Genomic DNA, 17018 nt, shown 5'->3' with positions numbered 1-17018 from the left:
GCTAAAATGACGCGCCGCTATGCTTTGCGGGATGACCAGTGGGAACGTATCAAAGACCTACTACCAGGGCGAAAACAGACGGTCGGACTAACTGTTAAAGATAATCGATTGTTTATCGAAGCAGTGTTGTATCGTTAGCGAGCAGGCATTCCCTGGCGGGACTTACCCGAACGATTTGGCGATTAACGAGAATAGTTCATACCCGCTTCAGTCGATGGGCAAAGCGCGGAGTGTGGCAACGGGTATTTAAAGCGTTAGCCGAGGATGCAGACAACGAATATGCGATGATTGACTCGACCCGAAGTGCGTGCCCACCAACACAGTGCCGGGGCAAAGGAGGGGATGCATCTAGGGAAGCCATCGGACGCAGTAAGGGTGGATTGAGTACCAAGATTCACGCTCTGGTGGATGCCTTGGGGAATCCTATCGGCTTTCACCTAACTCCTGGACAAAGATGTGATCTTGATGGAGCCGATGTCTTGCTTAACGAGCTTGCTACTGATACAGTCCTGGCTGACAAGGGATACGATGCTGATAAACGCGTAATTGAGCGACTTGAACAACAGGGCAAAACGGCAGTTATTCCGCCTAAGTGCAACCGTACTGTTAAGCGTGAGTATGAGCGAGATTTGTACAAAGCACGACATCTAATTGAGAATTTCTTTGCCCAACTCAAACAATATCGAGTGTTCGCCACACGCTATGATAAGCGGGCAATCAACTTTCTCAGCGCAATTTATCTTGCTGCTGCTGTTATCTGGCTTAATTGATGACACGCTCTAAGTGAGGGGCGTGAATAATTAAAAGTTTGTAGTAAGGGTTGGAGCCGCTGACTACAAGCGAATGTAATTAAAATATAATTGTGTAACATAATTTAATTTATTGAGGAAGGCATTAGCCAGAAGGCAGTTCAAGAGAGAGGAAAACTGCCCAACGCTGGCAGACTCGCTCTCCGTAGCGCTATCTGTTTCCTGTCGTGATCAATTAGGGTGCATGGTTTAAAACGCCCACTGTTGCGTTAGCTTCCCGCAGGTACGGCAGTGAGCGTGGCTCCTTTCTCAGTACGGGTCGAATCCTTAACTGAAGAGCTTCCGCCTGCCTTCTGCCTCCTTCAATTTTGCCTACTTACTATAAAATAAAGGCGTACAGATGTATGCCCCTATTGCAAATTACCTTGTTGTTTAATTTATGTAAGCCGCAGTTTCTCGCTTTGGAGATGCGTCTTGGTTCAAATAAGGGGTTTATTCTTTATCTTTACGACTAAAGCTGGGGCTTTAAACAAAACGCTTACAAGCGGAGGACATTGGCGAGTATCCACGTCCCCCGCTATTTGCGTCTTTTTCGGTCAATCCTGGTTGCCTGCTGATCAAGCAACAGAAAATTCACTTACCTCAATTCCTAATCGTCGTAAACCCGGCATTCAATTGCATCTGGGTTGTCATCACAATACTGTTCTAGAGAGTTTTTTGGCTTGCTTTGGCGCTTGTGAGAAGCTTCGGCTTGCAATTCTTCTACTGCATCCCAAGCAGCAGCACACTCTGGTGAGCCGCTACCGTTTACATCACAGACAGTACGCGCTTGTTCCACTTCTTCTTGGATTTTCTCTTGGATGTCGCTCTTTGCTGTTTCTTGGATGTTGGTCATTGCTTTAATCCCGTTGTGTGTTGTTAATACTAGTATAGAAAAACTTCAGAAATGGCAGTTTTGGGCTTGATTCCTACCATTCTAACCACTTAGCTGATCATAAGTTAGTATTTTAGGTTATTGATTTCTAACCAATACAGCAAAGTACGGCATTTATAATGCATTTACCTTTATTTTTTAAGATTTTATAGAATCAGTAGCATAGATAAATAATCATACAATATATTTATATGCCTCTATTAAGGAATCACAACCCCAGCTTCTTGGGATGGAGGAGACAAAGAGCTGGCATCAATTCTTGTAATATGCAATTCTTCACAAAAAAAATCTAAACCTACTAGCCTAAAAAGAGAAAGAAGCTCAAAACTCATGGCAGACCAAATGCAGTGGGCAAACGCCCTATCAACCCGTCATTCTTTGGAAGCCGCTGTTACAGATGTGGTGGAACGAGCTGTATCATCGTTAACAGCACCTGCTGATCTAGGACTGGTATTCATTTCGTCTGCTTTTACGAGTGAGTATTCCCGACTGTTACCGTTGTTAGCTGAGAAACTTTCTGTGCCAGTGCTAATTGGCTGTAGTGGTGGAGGTGTAATTGGGACAACAGTTAGCGGAGATATCCAAGAATTAGAAGCTGAACCAGCTATCAGCTTGACTTTAGCACACCTTCCAGGAGTGAAGATTCAAGTATTTCATGTTGTAGCTGAAGAATTACCTGATTTAGACAGTTCACCAGATGCTTGGCTTGATTTGATTGGTGTGCCACCATCACCGACACCCCAGTTTATCTTGTTGTCTAGTTCTTTTGCCTCTGGAATCAACGATTTGTTGCAAGGTTTGGATTTTGCTTATCCAGGCTCTGTAATAGTGGGAGGACAGGCTAGTGGTGGGGGTATAGGTGGTCGTGCTGCCCTATTTTGTAACGATGCCAGCAGTGAAGAACACCAAAGCCTGTATCGTGAGGGTACTGTTGGTATAGCTTTGACTGGCAATATTGTTTTGGAAACGATTGTAGCCCAAGGATGCCGACCGATTGGCAAACCATTGCAAGTCACAAAAGCCGATCGCAATATTATTTTAGAGTTAGATGAGAAAGTGCCTCTAATGGTGTTGCGAGATTTAATTGCCAGTCTCAACGAAGAAGAACGGGTTTTAGCCCAGCATTCTCTGTTTGTTGGTGTGGCAATGGATGAATTTAAGTTAGCTTTGCAGCAAGGGGACTTTTTAATTCGTGGTATTCTTGGGGTCGATCCAACTGCTGGGGCGATCGCAATTGGCGATCGCGTCCGTCCTGGGCAAAGGCTGCAATTCCACCTCCGCGATGCCCAAGCCTCTGCTGACGACCTAGAATTACTCCTGCAAAGTTATCAACACCAACGAGAATCTGAACCCTCTGCTGTAGCCGCCTTAATGTTTTCCTGTTTAGGGCGAGGTGAAGGATTGTATGGTAAACCCAATTTCGATTCTGAACTATTTCGGCGCTACCTGAACGATATTCCTGTAAGTGGCTTTTTCTGTGGCGGTGAAATCGGCCCTGTAGGTGGCAGAACTTTTTTACACGCCTATACTTCAGCATTTGGAATTTGTCGCCAAAATCAGTTATGAGTGCTGAATTAGGAGTTATGAATTAGGTTCTAACTCCAAATTTCCAACTCTAAATTCCCAACTCCTAACTCTTATCCAGCAAAAGTGTGGTGTTATTATCAATCATAGTCAAATTCCCATTAGTGGTCATGCCTGGGTTAGGCTGTGATGCACTATATGTCTCAATGTAGCGCCGCACTTCTAGGGGAAAATGAGGGTAATCTAACACCGCATCTCCATCGGCAATAGTTGCCCAGAAGTCACGCAAACTAGGAGCTAATTTTTTTGCCTGTGATAACGGTAAGTTTAATGGAGAGTGAGTCAATAATTTGATTAGGAAGGGGAAAGAGCGATCGCCCATCCATTGCCGTGATGACTGTTGCAAGTCGGGGAACTCAGGCACTGACTCTACCCGATGGGATAAAATTTCTAACCATTCTTTACCTTGGCTATCCCGATGAAACTCTAGCACCCGATAAGGGTGAGGATAGCTAACTAAAGAGCCAGTGGTAATATCATATACTCCTTGGGAGTAAGCAATATCCTGAACGTGCAAATGCCCAGTAAACACTAACTTGACTCCGTAGCGCCTCAGCAAGTCTAACAGTTCTGCTGAATTGGCCAGCATATACCGATTTGCCAGTGGATGGTTCGATTGATTGGGCAAATGCTCAACCACATTATGATGCACCATCACTAGAACTAATTCATCACCAGATGCTGCCAGCACTTCTTCTAACCACTGTAGCTGTTTGGCATCCAAACACCCCACCTGCTCACCCTGCTCATTAAAAGAGTTAGAATTCAGCCCAATCAGCTTAACTCCAGGCAATAACTGACGAATGTAGTAAATCTGCCGTGGATCTTCATAACCAAATTTCGTGTAATAGTAGGGAAAATCAGCAAAAGCAATTGATTGCTGATCAGCCAACAGCACAGGAACGTCATGATTACCAGGAACAACATAAACGGGAAAAGGTAGCTGGGCTAAAAATTGTTGCAACCAGGCATGGTTTTCTGGTTCGCCGTGCTGAGTTAAATCTCCTGGTAGTAACAAGAAATCTAAATCGAGTTGTGTTAAATGTTCTAGTACACTTTTAAATGCCGAAATACTTACTTCCACCAGATGAAATCGGCTGGGATGATCCCAGATGGTGTGGGGAAGTGCAACGTGTAAGTCGCTGACTACCGCAAAGCGAAAATTGAGAGTCATTAATTTATGAAAATGTTAAACGCAGGTGTTAAAACAAGCCTTTTTCCCAAAGTATAACCCTTAGTTTCTCTCCCTGCTCATGAGTACGTCTATTTAACATTTGTATACATGAAGTATTGATTACACACTATGGTGACGATTAAGTTAAGGGCTAATCCTAGCCATTAATCTCCAAAAATAAATTATTGGAAATTTGGGATCTTATTTCTGCGCGTTTGATTCAGGATTGTTATATCTGCGCCTAAACCAAGAATTAATGAGTAATAATTCAATAGACATCCCCAGAAATGAAATATGCATTATCCAGCACCCTTGTGGAGACCACTAAGTCTTTACATTCTATTGTTACCAGATATCTAATAGTGTCAGCTGCACAAAATATATATAGTCACTTTGTTGACTGTCTGTTCTGCTACTCCTCTTTTCGATAAAATAACTTAGCAGATCAGCAAAGAAGAGGTTCAGAATCATGGCTCAAGCTAGTATCGGGATTATTGGTGGTAGCGGTCTGTACAAAATGGATGCGCTCAAAGATGTCGAAGAGGTGCGAGTCGAAACTCCTTTTGGTTCACCATCTGATGCTTTGATCCTAGGGACATTGGATAGTACACGGGTAGCTTTCTTGGCGCGTCATGGTCGCAACCACACGCTTTTACCTTCTGAGTTACCGTTTCGCGCTAATATCTATGGGATGAAACAATTGGGCGTGAAGTATTTAATCTCAGCTAGTGCTGTGGGTTCCTTGAAGGAAGAGGCGAAACCACTGGATATGGTGGTGCCAGATCAGTTTATTGACAGGACAAAAAATCGGATTTCAACGTTTTTCGGTGAGGGAATTGTTGCTCACATTGCCTTTGGCAATCCGATTTGTAAGAATTTGGCTATTGTGTTGGCAGATGCGATCGCATCTCTCAATTTACCAGAAGTTACTCTCCATTGCGGCGGTACTTATGTGTGCATGGAAGGCCCAGCTTTTTCCACGAAGGCAGAATCGAATCTTTACCGCAGTTGGGGTGCAACAATCATTGGTATGACGAATTTACCAGAGGCGAAATTGGCAAGAGAAGCGGAAATTGCTTATGCAACCTTAGCGCTGGTGACAGATTATGATTGTTGGCATCCAGATCACGACAGTGTGACTGTAGAATTAGTAATTGGCAATTTGCTGCGGAATGCTGCGAATGCTCAAAAGGTGATTCAAGAAACTGTACGGCGGTTGAGTGAAAATCCACCACCGAGTGAGGCGCATTCTGCGTTGCAATATGCGATTTTGACTCAGTTGGATAAAGTACCAACGGCGACGAAGGAAAAGTTAGGGTTATTATTGCAGAAATATTTGTAGTAGTGATGAATGAGCGATGTCTACGATCGCCTGTAATGATCGATGACTCGCTAACGTTGCACTATCGTTTGCGTAAAAGCGTAACGTTTTTAATATAGGGGAACGCAATGCGGATTATCTAAAACAAAGCCTGCTTATGCAGGCTTTGTTTTGGTAGCCACAGACTCTAATCTGTGGGCGCTTTCAGCTTTTTACATTAGATGACTAATTTCAATCAACTGCTCTTTTTACTGCATTGCCTGCATCTTCAGCTGTGCGCTGAACATTTTTACCTGCATCCTCAGCCCCACGCTGAACATTCTTTGTCGCGCCTTCGGCTGCATTTTGGGTATTTCCCTTAAGATTTTCAATTCCTCGTTGAGTACCCTTAACTACGCCTTCTCCCAATTCATTAGCTGAACTGCCGATATCTTCACCCAAGTTCTTCACTCTTTCACCAAAGGGTGTACCTTGTTTGTAATTTCGACCATATTGTTCTGGGCTGTCAATTCCCTTTTGGTCAATATTTTTTTGGGAATTTTTCGCCAGCGCATCACCTCTGTCATTAGCTGCCTTTTCATCTAATTTCGCTCTGGGATCTACATCACTAAAGTTATTCATCCCACCCTCAGGAGAAGAGAGAGGATAATCTTTTGTGGGATCATATCGTTCGAGATAAGGTGACTCAGCCTGTGGTGGTTCTTTTGCTACTCCCGGATCAGCACAAGCTTGTGTCAGAAATAAGAATATTCCTGCAAATAAAACAGTTAAAACTTTCAAGGGACGAATGCTTTTGAGCCAATTCATTGCTTTTTTCATACTTCTACTCCTTGCATTTTTGTGACTAAGTTAAACTTCAACCAAGACGGCATTTGGAATTAATTTTACATCCAAGGCATTCAGAAAGAATAAGAGTTTTATCTGCCTACTGCTGGATTTTTTTGTAATTCAGGTCTAGCAGCAGCTTCATCTGCCTTATCTTGCAAAAAGCCGGAAGCTTCTTCAACATTCTCTTTTACAATCTCAAGCCGATCTTGAATCCGATTTCCTACCTTTGGTTCATCCTGAATCAAACCACCTGGTTCAGGTTCTCGGAAGTCTTGATCTGTGATAATTGGTAGTTCTGCTTCTTTCTCGATTCGACCTGCTGGTGTCTCAGCACCAGGATAAAGTATCTTGGATTCTCTATCTGTTGTAGCAATCAACAATTCCGAACTTGGTTGTAAGCTAGCTTGGTCGCGTCCCTGATTGGCTTTTGGATTTGTTATTTTCGGATCGGTAGACATACTATTGTTAGTATAGTTGTCTCCACCATTCTTATAAGGATTGTTTGATCCACCAGCTTGTACAGCAGGATTTTGTGGATTTGCACCTTGAGCATTTGCCCCACTACAAGCAGTGCTAACTATCAACAATAGTCCAGCTAAAAAGATAGTTACTATCTGGCGCAATCTTATTTTTTTCAAGAATAGTCTTACAGCGTTCACGTAGTCCTCCTTACCAAAATATTAATAAGTTAAGAGTTTGCTGAATCTTTGGAGTGGTCAGCAAGTTATTGTGCTTGTCTTGGTTCGCTCATTCGACAACCTGTTTTAAGGATATGAATAATAAAATACGCTTGACCTCTAGCGCAAGCTACATTTTAATTACCACAAGAATAATATTTTTATCTAACTCTAGAGAGATATAAAATAAAGTAATATAGTTTTTGTAAAAAGAACTACATCAACCTGTTTGATACTTCAAAAGCTTTGAATAGGTCGTTAATATACTGTAATAATTGAGGTATTCAGCCCTTGTTGCTCTAACCGTTAAATTACTAAATTCATGAAGCAATTTTTACGTTGGATAATTTTGGGCGGAACGCTGTTTTTTTTAGTAAAAGCTCTGAAGGATAATTGGATTGGAGTAACTACTATCCACATTGATGCGGTAGGATGGGCAATTATAGCGATCGCTACAGGCATTACTTTATTAGCACATACTTGGGCAGGCTGGATATGGACTTGGATTCTGCAAGAGTTAAATCAACCTGTATCGTCTTCCCAGTTCATCCAGGTTTACCTAAAAACGAACATAGCTAAGTATTTACCAGGTAATATGTGGCATTACTACGGGCGAATTGTCGCTGCAAAAAATGCCAATGTTTCTGCTGGTGCAGCCACCTTAAGCGTTTTGTTAGAACCGCTACTCATGCTAACGGCTGCTTTAATCATCATTGTTTTATGCAGTAGCCAATTTGCGCCAGCTAATAGTACTTTTGTTCTAAAAATACTACAATTACTGAGTTTAGCTGTAGTTTTTTGTGCGATTCATCCTTGGTTTTTAAACCCAGTTATTCGCTTTTTGTACAAATTGAAAGCAAAAAAATCTGCTACTACCGCTGAACCAACTGTTCCCTTCAGTCTTAAAAGCTATCCCTTACGACCTTTGTTAGGAGAATTGGGCTTTATGGGACTACGCGCCACTGGGTTTATATTAACTATGTTCGCCTTGGGTTCGTTGAATGTGAATCAAATTCCTTTATTATTAGGGGCTTTTAGCTGCGCTTGGTTGTTGGGGCTTGTGATTCCGGGTGCGCCTGGTGGGTTAGGTGTGTTTGAAGCGACTGCGTATGAACTTTTACGACACCACTTTCCATCTGCTCTAGTATTTAGTGCGATCGCTCTGTATCGCCTCATTAGTATTCTAGCTGAAACTGCGGGTGCTGCCCTCGCTTGGTTAGACGAACGCCTTGCTAAATCATAAATAAGACAAAACTCATTTTTGTCGATCTACCTTCATCTGGGAAAACACACGATAACCATCCAAATTTAACTGTGGATTACTCCTTTCCTCTTCTTCCATTTTAATCAAGTTATATTCTACATTTTCTGCATAAATTGCAAAAGTGATATTAAAAATCTCCATAAAATTTATTACCCCCTTGCATTCATTTTCTGGATACTTTTCATATAAACGAATCAGATGAGCAATTCTAGTTTCTAAATGTCTGCGAGAATTTCTACAAATCAAAATAATCTTTAACAGGATTATTACTAATGTTAAAGCATGACCTTGGTTAAGCAATAATGTAAATAATAACGAAGGCTCTTTTGCCTTTTCTGTTGTCAAGCAATCAATCACTCGATTACAAGTTCTCAAAAATAATTCTTTAGTAATAATTTCTTGATTATAATCTTTCTTCCATAAAGATAAACTATCTGCGAATTTCTGCCGCCAATCCTTAACTAATTCTTGATTTTCTACAGAGAAAAATAGATATTTTTCCACATTTATTTTAAATTCTTCCAAAGTTTGATTTTGAGTTTGCTTAATAAATATATGGGCAATATTTTCATGGCTAAACACACCTTTTTTTAAGACAATTGCTTTGATTAAACGCAAAGCTTGATCTCCCAAAATACTTGGGTTTGTATAGCGTGTGGTGCTGGAAACGGCAGATTGAGAACGAGCAATATACATTGCTAGTTCAAATTTAAATTTGTCTTTTATCTGTTGAGAAAGCCTTCTAGCAGCTTCTTGTTGCTCTCTGGGATTTTTATCATTAACAGATTGATCAATTAATAAATAGGAAGTGTAACGGTTAGCCCAATGACCTTTAGCTGATTCTTCATATTTAATAGCAAATAATTTCAGGTCTTTGTAATCTTTGCTATTAACAAAATTCTCTATCCAGTTTTTACAAATTTTTACTACTGGAGGATTATTAGACTTTATCTTCAGATTTTCATTAATAAATATATTTACTAGTTCTTGGATATATTTGTCTTTTCTGTTGGTTTTCCAATTATTAACTATAATGTAGCAACAGCGCTTAAGTGTACTAGAAAAGTCTTGTTCATTATCATCTAGAAAAATACTATATATTCCAGGTATATACTCAGCATCTTCCGAATCAAGACCATCTATAAATAAACCTTTAAATTCTCTTAAAACATCTTCTGGGGGCAATTTTTTGACAATTTCCACGAAGAAGCTATAAACCTCCTCTTGTGCAATGTGCACATTTACCTGTCTAGACTCAGATGTAACACAATCGGGATCTTTTTGACTAATTGATAAACTATTAGCTGTCATTTCAGGTATCAGGACAAAAAGCCTTCCTGTTCATATTATTACCAGCTTAACCCTGGCGAACAGTAGCATCAATCTATTCTTCTGATATTCAGGAATCTTTTTACATAAAGTTAATTAACTAAGACTGTAAATAAAGTATTAAAGATAAATTGTTTAATACTTCATCAAATAGTCCAGTGAAATTACTTACTTGTAAAGGAGTTCCAGTGAAAACATTCTCTCGTAAGACTCACAGATGTGTTCACCGACAGCAAACAATTTAGAATGAATAATATATTTTTTTGAAGTCTCTAAGAATCGAAGAGCATACATAAGTTTATGGGCGAGTTCATCTAACGATTAGATAAAACACGCCCATATATTTTATAAAAACCTTTCGGTATTTTAGATTTTTAGTGGGGGTGGAGGGACTTGAACCCACACGACCTTTTACGGTCAACGGATTTTCATTCTCCCGCAGCTTTCACTGCTACCTGATGACTTCAGAAGCTTCAGATTTTGAGAATTGGACTCTCCCTTTACCCTCGACTTAACGTTAGGGTAGCTCCCGTCGAGTCTCTGCACCTTCCGAATAGTTGTGAGTTAAGAGTTTTAACTTTACTCAGTACTCAGCACTTTCTTCGGCTTGGCTCAGGATTGCCATATCTGTCACCAGATTTAGGTTTCCCTGAGTTTGAGAGCTTCCACTTGAGGGATTTCTCCTTCAAGGCTCAGTTGTCTAAGTCCGTAGCGTCTACCATTCCGCCACGCCCCCGTAGGTATTTGGCAACTAGTATAACTAGTTATTTTTTGGAGGCAGCAAATCCCTCCTCATCTATTCCACCATCAATTGTGTCTTTTGTCCAACTAAATTGAAAATATTTTTCCAAATTGTCCGATTGTTTCCCAAAATTGGAAGTTTTCTTGGTTTTATTCGTTATGAATCTGGATCAGTTTTCGATCTTATTTGACTAAAGAATTTGTTGCTAGTGAGTTTATCATAATAGCACGATATCAGCTTTTGTGATGATATACGATAAAATTACTCCAATCTGCCAAAGCATGATTTAGCTTGCGGGCGGCGAGGTTTTGAGGAATTCTGGCGCGGTCATGTTGAAAGCATTATGACTATACTTCTCTGAGTTTGGCTCTTCAGCCTATGATGGAAAACAGATGCTTAGACAAATAAAGTTATGATTGTCGCCCTGCTGTATCTCGTTTTGGCTGGAGCTTACCTTCTAGTAATTCCCGTTGCTGTTTTGCTGTACCTGAAGCTGCGTTGGTATGTAGCTAGCTCCATTGAGCGTGTCTTTATGTACTTTTTGGTGTTTTTCTTCTTTCCAGGTTTGTTGGTTCTATCGCCGTTTGTAAATTTTCGACCCCAACGGCGACAAATTCAAGTTTAACGAAATTGGTAGGTCATAACTCTCATGCGACGGATTGACGCTATTGGAATTGGCTTGGGTGTGTTTATTGCCGGTGGCTTGGCTTATATAGGATTACAGCTAGTTGGTTTGGATAATCAGAAAGCTGGTATATGGAGCCAAGTCTTACTAATCAGTGGGTTAGTTGGCTGGTTAGCCACCTATTTTTTCCGTGCGGTGGGACAAAAAATGACCTACCACCAACAGCGGGAACAGTATGAGCAAGACTTTCTGCAAAAGCGGCTAGACGAGCTTAGTCCCGAAGAATTGGCACGAATTCAAGCTGAAATAGAACAAGAAGAGCAATCTCAGGTGTAAAGTTATCATTGGTCAGTTGTATCATTTGTCCTTTGTCATTTGTCCTTTGTAACTTGCCTAAAGCTCATGACCAATGACTAATGACCACTGACCAATGACCACTGACTATTGACACTTGACTAAAATGACTGCAATTTCTGATTGTTTTGAAACTCTTGGGCGCAATGGTGAATGCGCTCTAATTCCGTTTATCACTGCCGGCGATCCAGATTTAGAAACAACAGCGAAAGCCTTGCAGGTTCTAGATCGTAGTGGAGCCGACATTATAGAACTGGGCATACCCTACTCCGATCCTCTGGCTGATGGGCCAGTGATTCAAGCTGCTGCTACCCGCGCTTTGGAAAAAGGTACGAAATTAGAGCAGATACTAGAAATGCTGCAAGGGATTACTCCCAAATTGCGATCGCCTATTGTCCTATTTACCTATTACAACTCAATTTTGCATCGGGGAATTGACAAATTTCTTTCTTCAATTGCTGCTGCTGGGGTCGCCGGGCTGGTAATACCAGATTTACCCTTAGAGGAAGCAGCAAGCTTGCTCCAAGCAGCTAGTGAAAAGGGAATTGATGTAATCTTGTTGGTAGCTCCCACCAGTTCTGCGGAACGGATAGAGGCCATTGCTCGTTCATCCCAAGGATTTATTTATTTAGTCAGCGTCACAGGGGTTACGGGAATGCGATCGCAACTAGAAATCCGAGTGTCAGATTTACTCAAACAAATTCGTGGTGTTACTGACAAACCCATTGGTGTAGGTTTTGGCATCTCCGAAGCTGCCCAAGCCCATCAGGTAAGGGAATGGGGCGCAGATGGAGTGATTGTCGGCAGCGCTTTTGTGAAACGGTTAGCCCAAGGTACACCAGAACAGGGACTAAATGCGATCGCAGAATTTTGTCAAAGTCTCAAGGCAGCCATCAAGACCAACAACACCAGCACAAATACTCCTCTTAATTAGACAGAAACAAAGTAGATTAAAAAGTATAACAGTGTAGTTTTTCTATCCTCCTTTGGTAGACAATTTGACCATTATGGTTTTGAATATTAACATCAGATATCATGATGTAAAAAAACTAGCTGATATAGTCGCTTATAGTTTGAGTATTATGTGAAATCAAATAGGCATAATTTATGAGTGTGAGAGTGAGTCAGTCACAAATGATTATTATAGTTACGTCGCAATTCAGGAGCAAAGGCGATGAGTGAGAGTATGGCGTTTATCGGCGGGGTCGCCGTAGCTGGGCTGGCGGCTCTCGTATTGCTCAAAGGAACAAATACCCCCATACAACCTAACTTTGCCGTTGCTCCGCAAATGCCAGGGACTGTAGTGGCGCCAGGAATACAACCACAAATGTATCCTTATAGCCCTTATGGGCAACCAATGTATCCCAGTCAGCCACCGACTGCTCCCACTACTGACCAGCGTCTGGAGGTGGAGAAGTTGAACACGCAAATGCAGCTAGAGCGTTTAAAAAACGACAATGAACAGCTAAAGTTGCAAAATCAACAACTCCAAGGTCAAGTCCAAAATTTCAATACTCAGCAGCAGTGGCAATTAGCCCAACAAAATAACCAACAAAAAACAGCAGCATTCCAACCGCAAAATCCTTCTTGGTGGTCTTCACCTATGCTTTGGGCTGTGGGTGGCGCAACTCTGACTATTGGTGGTGGTGTTGTCGTTGCTGGGGTATTGGCTTTGTTCTCGCCCCGTCAGCGTCCAGCACGTACTGTACAAGTGATTCACCCCTACCAAGGAAATACGCCGCCCTTGGTTCCAGTCCGTCGTGCTGAGTTTCTGCCTGCTTCTCGGATGGAAGCAAGACGAGTTGAAGCTCCAGAATACGACGAAATGCACTAACAAGGCATAAACAGCACAGATAAATATCGGTTTAAAATCTCGTTTCCAGTTAAAACCTGAAAACGAGATTTATTGCGCTGTTACTAGACATCTTGCAAAAGTGATTTTTGCAAGATGTTGGGGAAAGGTTAAAGGGAAAGGGAAAATTTCATTTCTTTCCCCTTTACCCCACTTCTGGAAGAAGTTTACTCTAGATTCAGAAGCGGAGTCTCCCTGTAGGCAATAAACCTTTTGAATTCTTTAACTGTTCAGAAACTCACCAAAAATTGCTAGCGTCAAACAAAGTAAAATATTGTTTTGGACGTCACAGCTTGAAAACGCGTTCTAATTACTGGCAACTGCTGCCTTATATCAAACTCCAGTGGCGAACCATCACCAAGGGACTTATTGGTATTTTCGGCTACGTACTGGCGACATTAGTGTTGATAAATCTCGCCGGCAAATTGGCAATTCCCTTTGCTCAAGGTAATGTAGTAGCGATCGCTCAAATAACTGGTAGCTGTGCTTTAGTCTTTCTTGTCAGAGGCTTGTTTCAGTCTATACAAGATATGTACATGGCGAAAGCTGCTTTGAGAGTTGCTTTTCATCTCCGCCAACAAGTCTACGCCCATCTTCAAAAGCTAAATCTCAGCTATTTTGAAACGGCAAAATCAGGTGATTTATCTTACCGCCTCACCGAAGATGTTGACCGCGTTGGCGAAGTGGTAAATAAAGCATTTCACGACTTTATCCCCTGCATTTTGCAGTTGCTGGCAATTCCGATTTACATGATTTACCTGAATTGGCAACTGACATTAGCAACGGTGATAATTGCACCATTGATGGGTATTTTAATTGGCTGGTTTGGGGAACGATTACGTAAATATTCCTTAAAAAGTCAAAACCGCGTGTCGGGTTTATCAGCTATCCTTTCAGAAGTTTTCAACGGTATTCGTTTGGTACAGGCTTTTGCTGCCGAAAATTACGAAATCGCCCGCTTTGGTCATGAAGCAGAACGCAGCCTCAAAGCCAAATACTCAGCCGAACGCCTGAAAGCGATTCAGATTCCGATCATCGGATTTCTGGAAGCCTTAAGTGCCTTATCATTACTGATTGTGGGAGCGTGGCAAATTTCCCAAGCCAACTTGACGGTGGCGAGTTTTTTCAGCTATTTGGCGGCGGCGGCGCTGTTAATTGATCCCATTGGTCACACTACTAATAACTACAACGAATTTAAGCAGGGTGAAGCATCTGTTGACCGCGTTTTTGAATTGATGGCAATTCAGCCGACGGTGATCGAAAAGACAAATGCGATCGCTCTCCCCCCAGTCAAAGGCAAAGTAGAATATCGTCATATTTCCTTTGCCTATAAACCAGGTGAGCCTGTATTAAAAGATGTCAGTTTATTAGTATCGCCAGGTGAAGCGATCGCTCTTGTGGGTGCTTCTGGTGCTGGTAAAACCACATTTGTGAATCTTTTACCCCGTTTTTACGACCCCGAAGCTGGTCAAATATTGATTGACGGTGTTGATATTCGGGATGTCAAGCTGCATAGTCTGCGGCGGCAAATTGGGATTGTCCCTCAAGAAACCATCATGTTTTCGGGGACAATTGCTCAAAATATTGCCTTTGGACAAGATGTTTTTGAGATTAAAGCAGTTATAGAGGCGGCAAAAATTGCAAATGCCCATCAGTTTATTAGTCAGCTGCCAGAAGGTTATCAGACTTGGGTGGGTGAGCGTGGGGTAAACTTATCCGGTGGACAAAGACAAAGAATTGCGATCGCTCGTGCTGTTTTGCTCAATCCCCAAATTTTGATTCTTGATGAGGCGACATCAGCATTAGATTCCGAGTCAGAAGCACTAGTACAAGAAGCGCTAGAAAGACTGATGGAAAAACGAACGGTGTTTATTATTGCTCACCGTTTATCGACAGTTAGGAGGTGCGATCGCATTTTAGTTCTTGAACAAGGACAAATTGTCGAATCAGGAACCCATGAAGAATTATTAGCCTTAGAGCATCGCTATGCGCGATTTCATGCCCAGCAGTTTAGTTAGGAGTTGGCAGTGGGGAAGATGAGGAGCAGAGAAGAAATAACTAATACTCAATACCCCATGCCCCCTTTTTAACTATTTCCGAGACTGAATTGCCTTGATTAACTCATAAAAAGGTTGCCAGTTATCTTCCTGAGCAATTGCTTCCCAAATAGATTCAATTACAGGTCTTAATAATGCCGTTTTGGGATTATGAACAGCGAGAGTTTGAGCAATTAAATCGGAGCGATCGCTATCAAAATCATTCAAGATTTTATGGTATAGTATGCACCAATCATCAAAAATTGTCGATGCACCTGGTACTGGTACAATATTTGAACTGTTCATTACAAAACCTGGTTCATCTCGCCATTTAGATGAAAAAGTGCGAGCCATATCATAGAAGAATTGATGATAACCAACTTGACTCGCTTTCAGGAATTCAATCGTCAGATTTAAGAGTTCTTCAGCTTGTGGATGTTGCAATCCCACAAAACCCAACTTTTTCAACATCAAAGAAGTGTATTCAGCTTGATAATATTCATCAAACCTAGCTAAACTAGCCTCCATATCGCCTTTATCAATAATTGCCTTAAAGGGTTCCTGGAGCATTTCTAAATTCAGCTTGCAAATAATTGGTTGATTACTGTAACAGTAGCGTCCAGAATAGTCAAAATATGCAGCTATAAAGTATGGGTCATAAGTAGGGATAAATGCATAAGGGCCATAGTCAAAACTTTCTCCTGTAATCGACATATTGTCAGTATTCAAGACTGCATGACAAAAGCCAGCCGTCATCCACTGCGCTACTAGTTCTGCGACCCGTTTAACTAATTGGGCGTAAAACAGGGCGTATTTATCTTGTTCAGTATTTAAGTTTCGATAATACTGTTCAATTACATGGTCTAATAACTTCTTAGTTAAATCTGGACGCTGAAAATAGTGCAGTCGCTCAAAAGTGCCAAACCGAATATGAGAACTGCTCATTCTAATCATCACAGAAGAACGAGTAGGCGAAGGTTCATCGCCCCGCCAGAGTGGTAAACCTGTTTCAATCATGCTCAGACAGCGCGAAGTACGTACACCCAAATAGTGCAGTGCTTCCGCAGCCAGAACTTCCCGCACCCCACCTTTGAGCGTGAGCATACCATCGCCACCACGGGAGTAGGGCGTTCTCCCAGAACCTTTAGTACCAAAATCGTACAATTCGCCATCATTGGCGCGTACTTGCCCGTAGAGAAAGCCTCTACCATCACCTAACTGCCCATTATATTCACCAAATTGATAGCCGTGGTAACGCAGTGCTAACAAGGGTTTGCGCCCCTGAAATTGGCCAAAGGCTGTGATAAAATCTTCGTCTTTGACTACTTGGGGGTCTAGACCGAAACGGGGTAATAGTTCATCGTTGCGCCAACGCAGGATGTGTTGGGGGAATTCCGCTGCTGCAACCTCATCGTAGTAGTCACCGCCTAGAGATTCTAAGGCGCTTTCGTAGTTGAGGGAGAGAAAAGGATTGTTAGAATTTTTGTAGTTCGGAGTTTCAGCCAGAGTCATTACAAGCAAAGCTTAATTCATTCTTCTCTTAATACTA

At 41.7% G+C, this 17018-nt stretch carries 14 protein-coding genes and 1 pseudogene; 9 read left to right on the top strand and 6 right to left on the bottom strand.

Annotated elements, in window-relative coordinates; all coding sequences use genetic code 11:
* Positions 1-6 precede the first annotated feature (6 nt).
* A pseudogene (locus tag H6G97_RS04400) lies at positions 7-770 on the top strand (IS5 family transposase).
* Between the two features lie 628 nt (positions 771-1398).
* Here the strand turns inward: H6G97_RS04400 and H6G97_RS04395 are convergent.
* Positions 1399-1644 carry a Calvin cycle protein CP12 gene (locus H6G97_RS04395; RefSeq protein WP_190939487.1) on the bottom strand — a complete coding sequence of 82 codons (246 nt, stop codon included), beginning with the start codon at positions 1642-1644 and terminating at the stop codon, positions 1399-1401.
* 369 nt (positions 1645-2013) lie between these two features.
* Here H6G97_RS04395 and H6G97_RS04390 point away from each other — a divergent pair, with 369 nt between their 5' ends.
* The gene (locus tag H6G97_RS04390; protein WP_190939486.1) at positions 2014-3249 is read left to right on the top strand and encodes an FIST signal transduction protein; all 1236 of its coding nucleotides are present in this window, start codon (positions 2014-2016) and stop codon (positions 3247-3249) included.
* A 64-nt stretch (positions 3250-3313) separates the two neighbouring features.
* On the opposite strand, the gene H6G97_RS04385 is transcribed toward H6G97_RS04390, so the two are convergent.
* Entirely contained in the window at positions 3314-4441 is a 1128-nt protein-coding gene (locus H6G97_RS04385) for a metallophosphoesterase family protein (protein WP_190939485.1), read from the bottom strand.
* Positions 4442-4910: 469 nt separating this feature from the next.
* On the opposite strand from H6G97_RS04385, the gene H6G97_RS04380 reads away from it, so the two are divergent.
* On the top strand, positions 4911-5783 hold the full coding sequence (locus H6G97_RS04380; RefSeq protein ID WP_190939484.1) for an S-methyl-5'-thioadenosine phosphorylase: 873 nt from the start codon (positions 4911-4913) through the stop codon (positions 5781-5783).
* Positions 5784-5993: 210 nt separating this feature from the next.
* Here the strand turns inward: H6G97_RS04380 and H6G97_RS04375 are convergent, their stop codons facing one another.
* Both H6G97_RS04375 and H6G97_RS04370 read right to left on the bottom strand, forming a co-directional pair.
* On the bottom strand, positions 5994-6581 hold the full coding sequence (locus tag H6G97_RS04375; RefSeq protein WP_190939483.1) for a hypothetical protein: 588 nt from the start codon (positions 6579-6581) through the stop codon (positions 5994-5996).
* Positions 6582-6679: 98 nt separating this feature from the next.
* Positions 6680-7249 carry a DUF6658 family protein gene (locus H6G97_RS04370; protein ID WP_190939482.1) on the bottom strand — a complete coding sequence of 190 codons (570 nt, stop codon included), beginning with the start codon at positions 7247-7249 and terminating at the stop codon, positions 6680-6682.
* Positions 7250-7589: 340 nt separating this feature from the next.
* Here H6G97_RS04370 and H6G97_RS04365 point away from each other — a divergent pair, with 340 nt between their 5' ends.
* Entirely contained in the window at positions 7590-8510 is a 921-nt protein-coding gene (locus H6G97_RS04365) for a lysylphosphatidylglycerol synthase domain-containing protein (RefSeq protein ID WP_190939481.1), read from the top strand.
* A gap of 12 nt (positions 8511-8522) precedes the next feature.
* Here H6G97_RS04365 and H6G97_RS04360 read toward each other — a convergent pair whose 3' ends face one another.
* On the bottom strand, positions 8523-9842 hold the full coding sequence (locus H6G97_RS04360; protein WP_190939480.1) for a hypothetical protein: 1320 nt from the start codon (positions 9840-9842) through the stop codon (positions 8523-8525).
* Positions 9843-11014: 1172 nt separating this feature from the next.
* Between H6G97_RS04360 and ndhL the strand changes: the two genes are divergently transcribed.
* The 5 genes from ndhL to H6G97_RS04335 all read left to right on the top strand — a co-directional run bounded on the left by ndhL (position 11015) and on the right by H6G97_RS04335 (position 15451).
* Positions 11015-11227 (top strand): NAD(P)H-quinone oxidoreductase subunit L, encoded by a 213-nt coding sequence (gene ndhL / locus H6G97_RS04355; protein WP_190939479.1) that lies wholly within the window; start codon positions 11015-11017, stop codon positions 11225-11227.
* A gap of 24 nt (positions 11228-11251) precedes the next feature.
* Positions 11252-11563 (top strand): DUF3007 family protein, encoded by a 312-nt coding sequence (locus H6G97_RS04350; protein ID WP_190939478.1) that lies wholly within the window; start codon positions 11252-11254, stop codon positions 11561-11563.
* 124 nt (positions 11564-11687) lie between these two features.
* Positions 11688-12515 carry a tryptophan synthase subunit alpha gene (gene trpA / locus H6G97_RS04345; protein WP_190939477.1) on the top strand — a complete coding sequence of 276 codons (828 nt, stop codon included), beginning with the start codon at positions 11688-11690 and terminating at the stop codon, positions 12513-12515.
* 240 nt (positions 12516-12755) lie between these two features.
* Positions 12756-13415, top strand: coding sequence for a heterocyst differentiation related protein (locus H6G97_RS04340; RefSeq protein WP_190939476.1), 660 nt, complete (start codon positions 12756-12758; stop codon positions 13413-13415).
* A gap of 311 nt (positions 13416-13726) precedes the next feature.
* Positions 13727-15451 (top strand): ABC transporter ATP-binding protein, encoded by a 1725-nt coding sequence (locus H6G97_RS04335; protein WP_190939475.1) that lies wholly within the window; start codon positions 13727-13729, stop codon positions 15449-15451.
* A 72-nt stretch (positions 15452-15523) separates the two neighbouring features.
* On the opposite strand, the gene H6G97_RS04330 is transcribed toward H6G97_RS04335, so the two are convergent.
* Positions 15524-16981, bottom strand: coding sequence for a protein adenylyltransferase SelO (locus H6G97_RS04330; protein WP_190939474.1), 1458 nt, complete (start codon positions 16979-16981; stop codon positions 15524-15526).
* Between the last annotated feature and the right edge of the window lie 37 nt (positions 16982-17018).

The sequence above is a fragment of the Nostoc flagelliforme FACHB-838 genome (assembly GCF_014698065.1).
GTDB classification, from domain to species: domain Bacteria; phylum Cyanobacteriota; class Cyanobacteriia; order Cyanobacteriales; family Nostocaceae; genus Nostoc; species Nostoc flagelliforme_B.
This window is presented reverse-complemented; position numbering and strand designations above follow the sequence as displayed.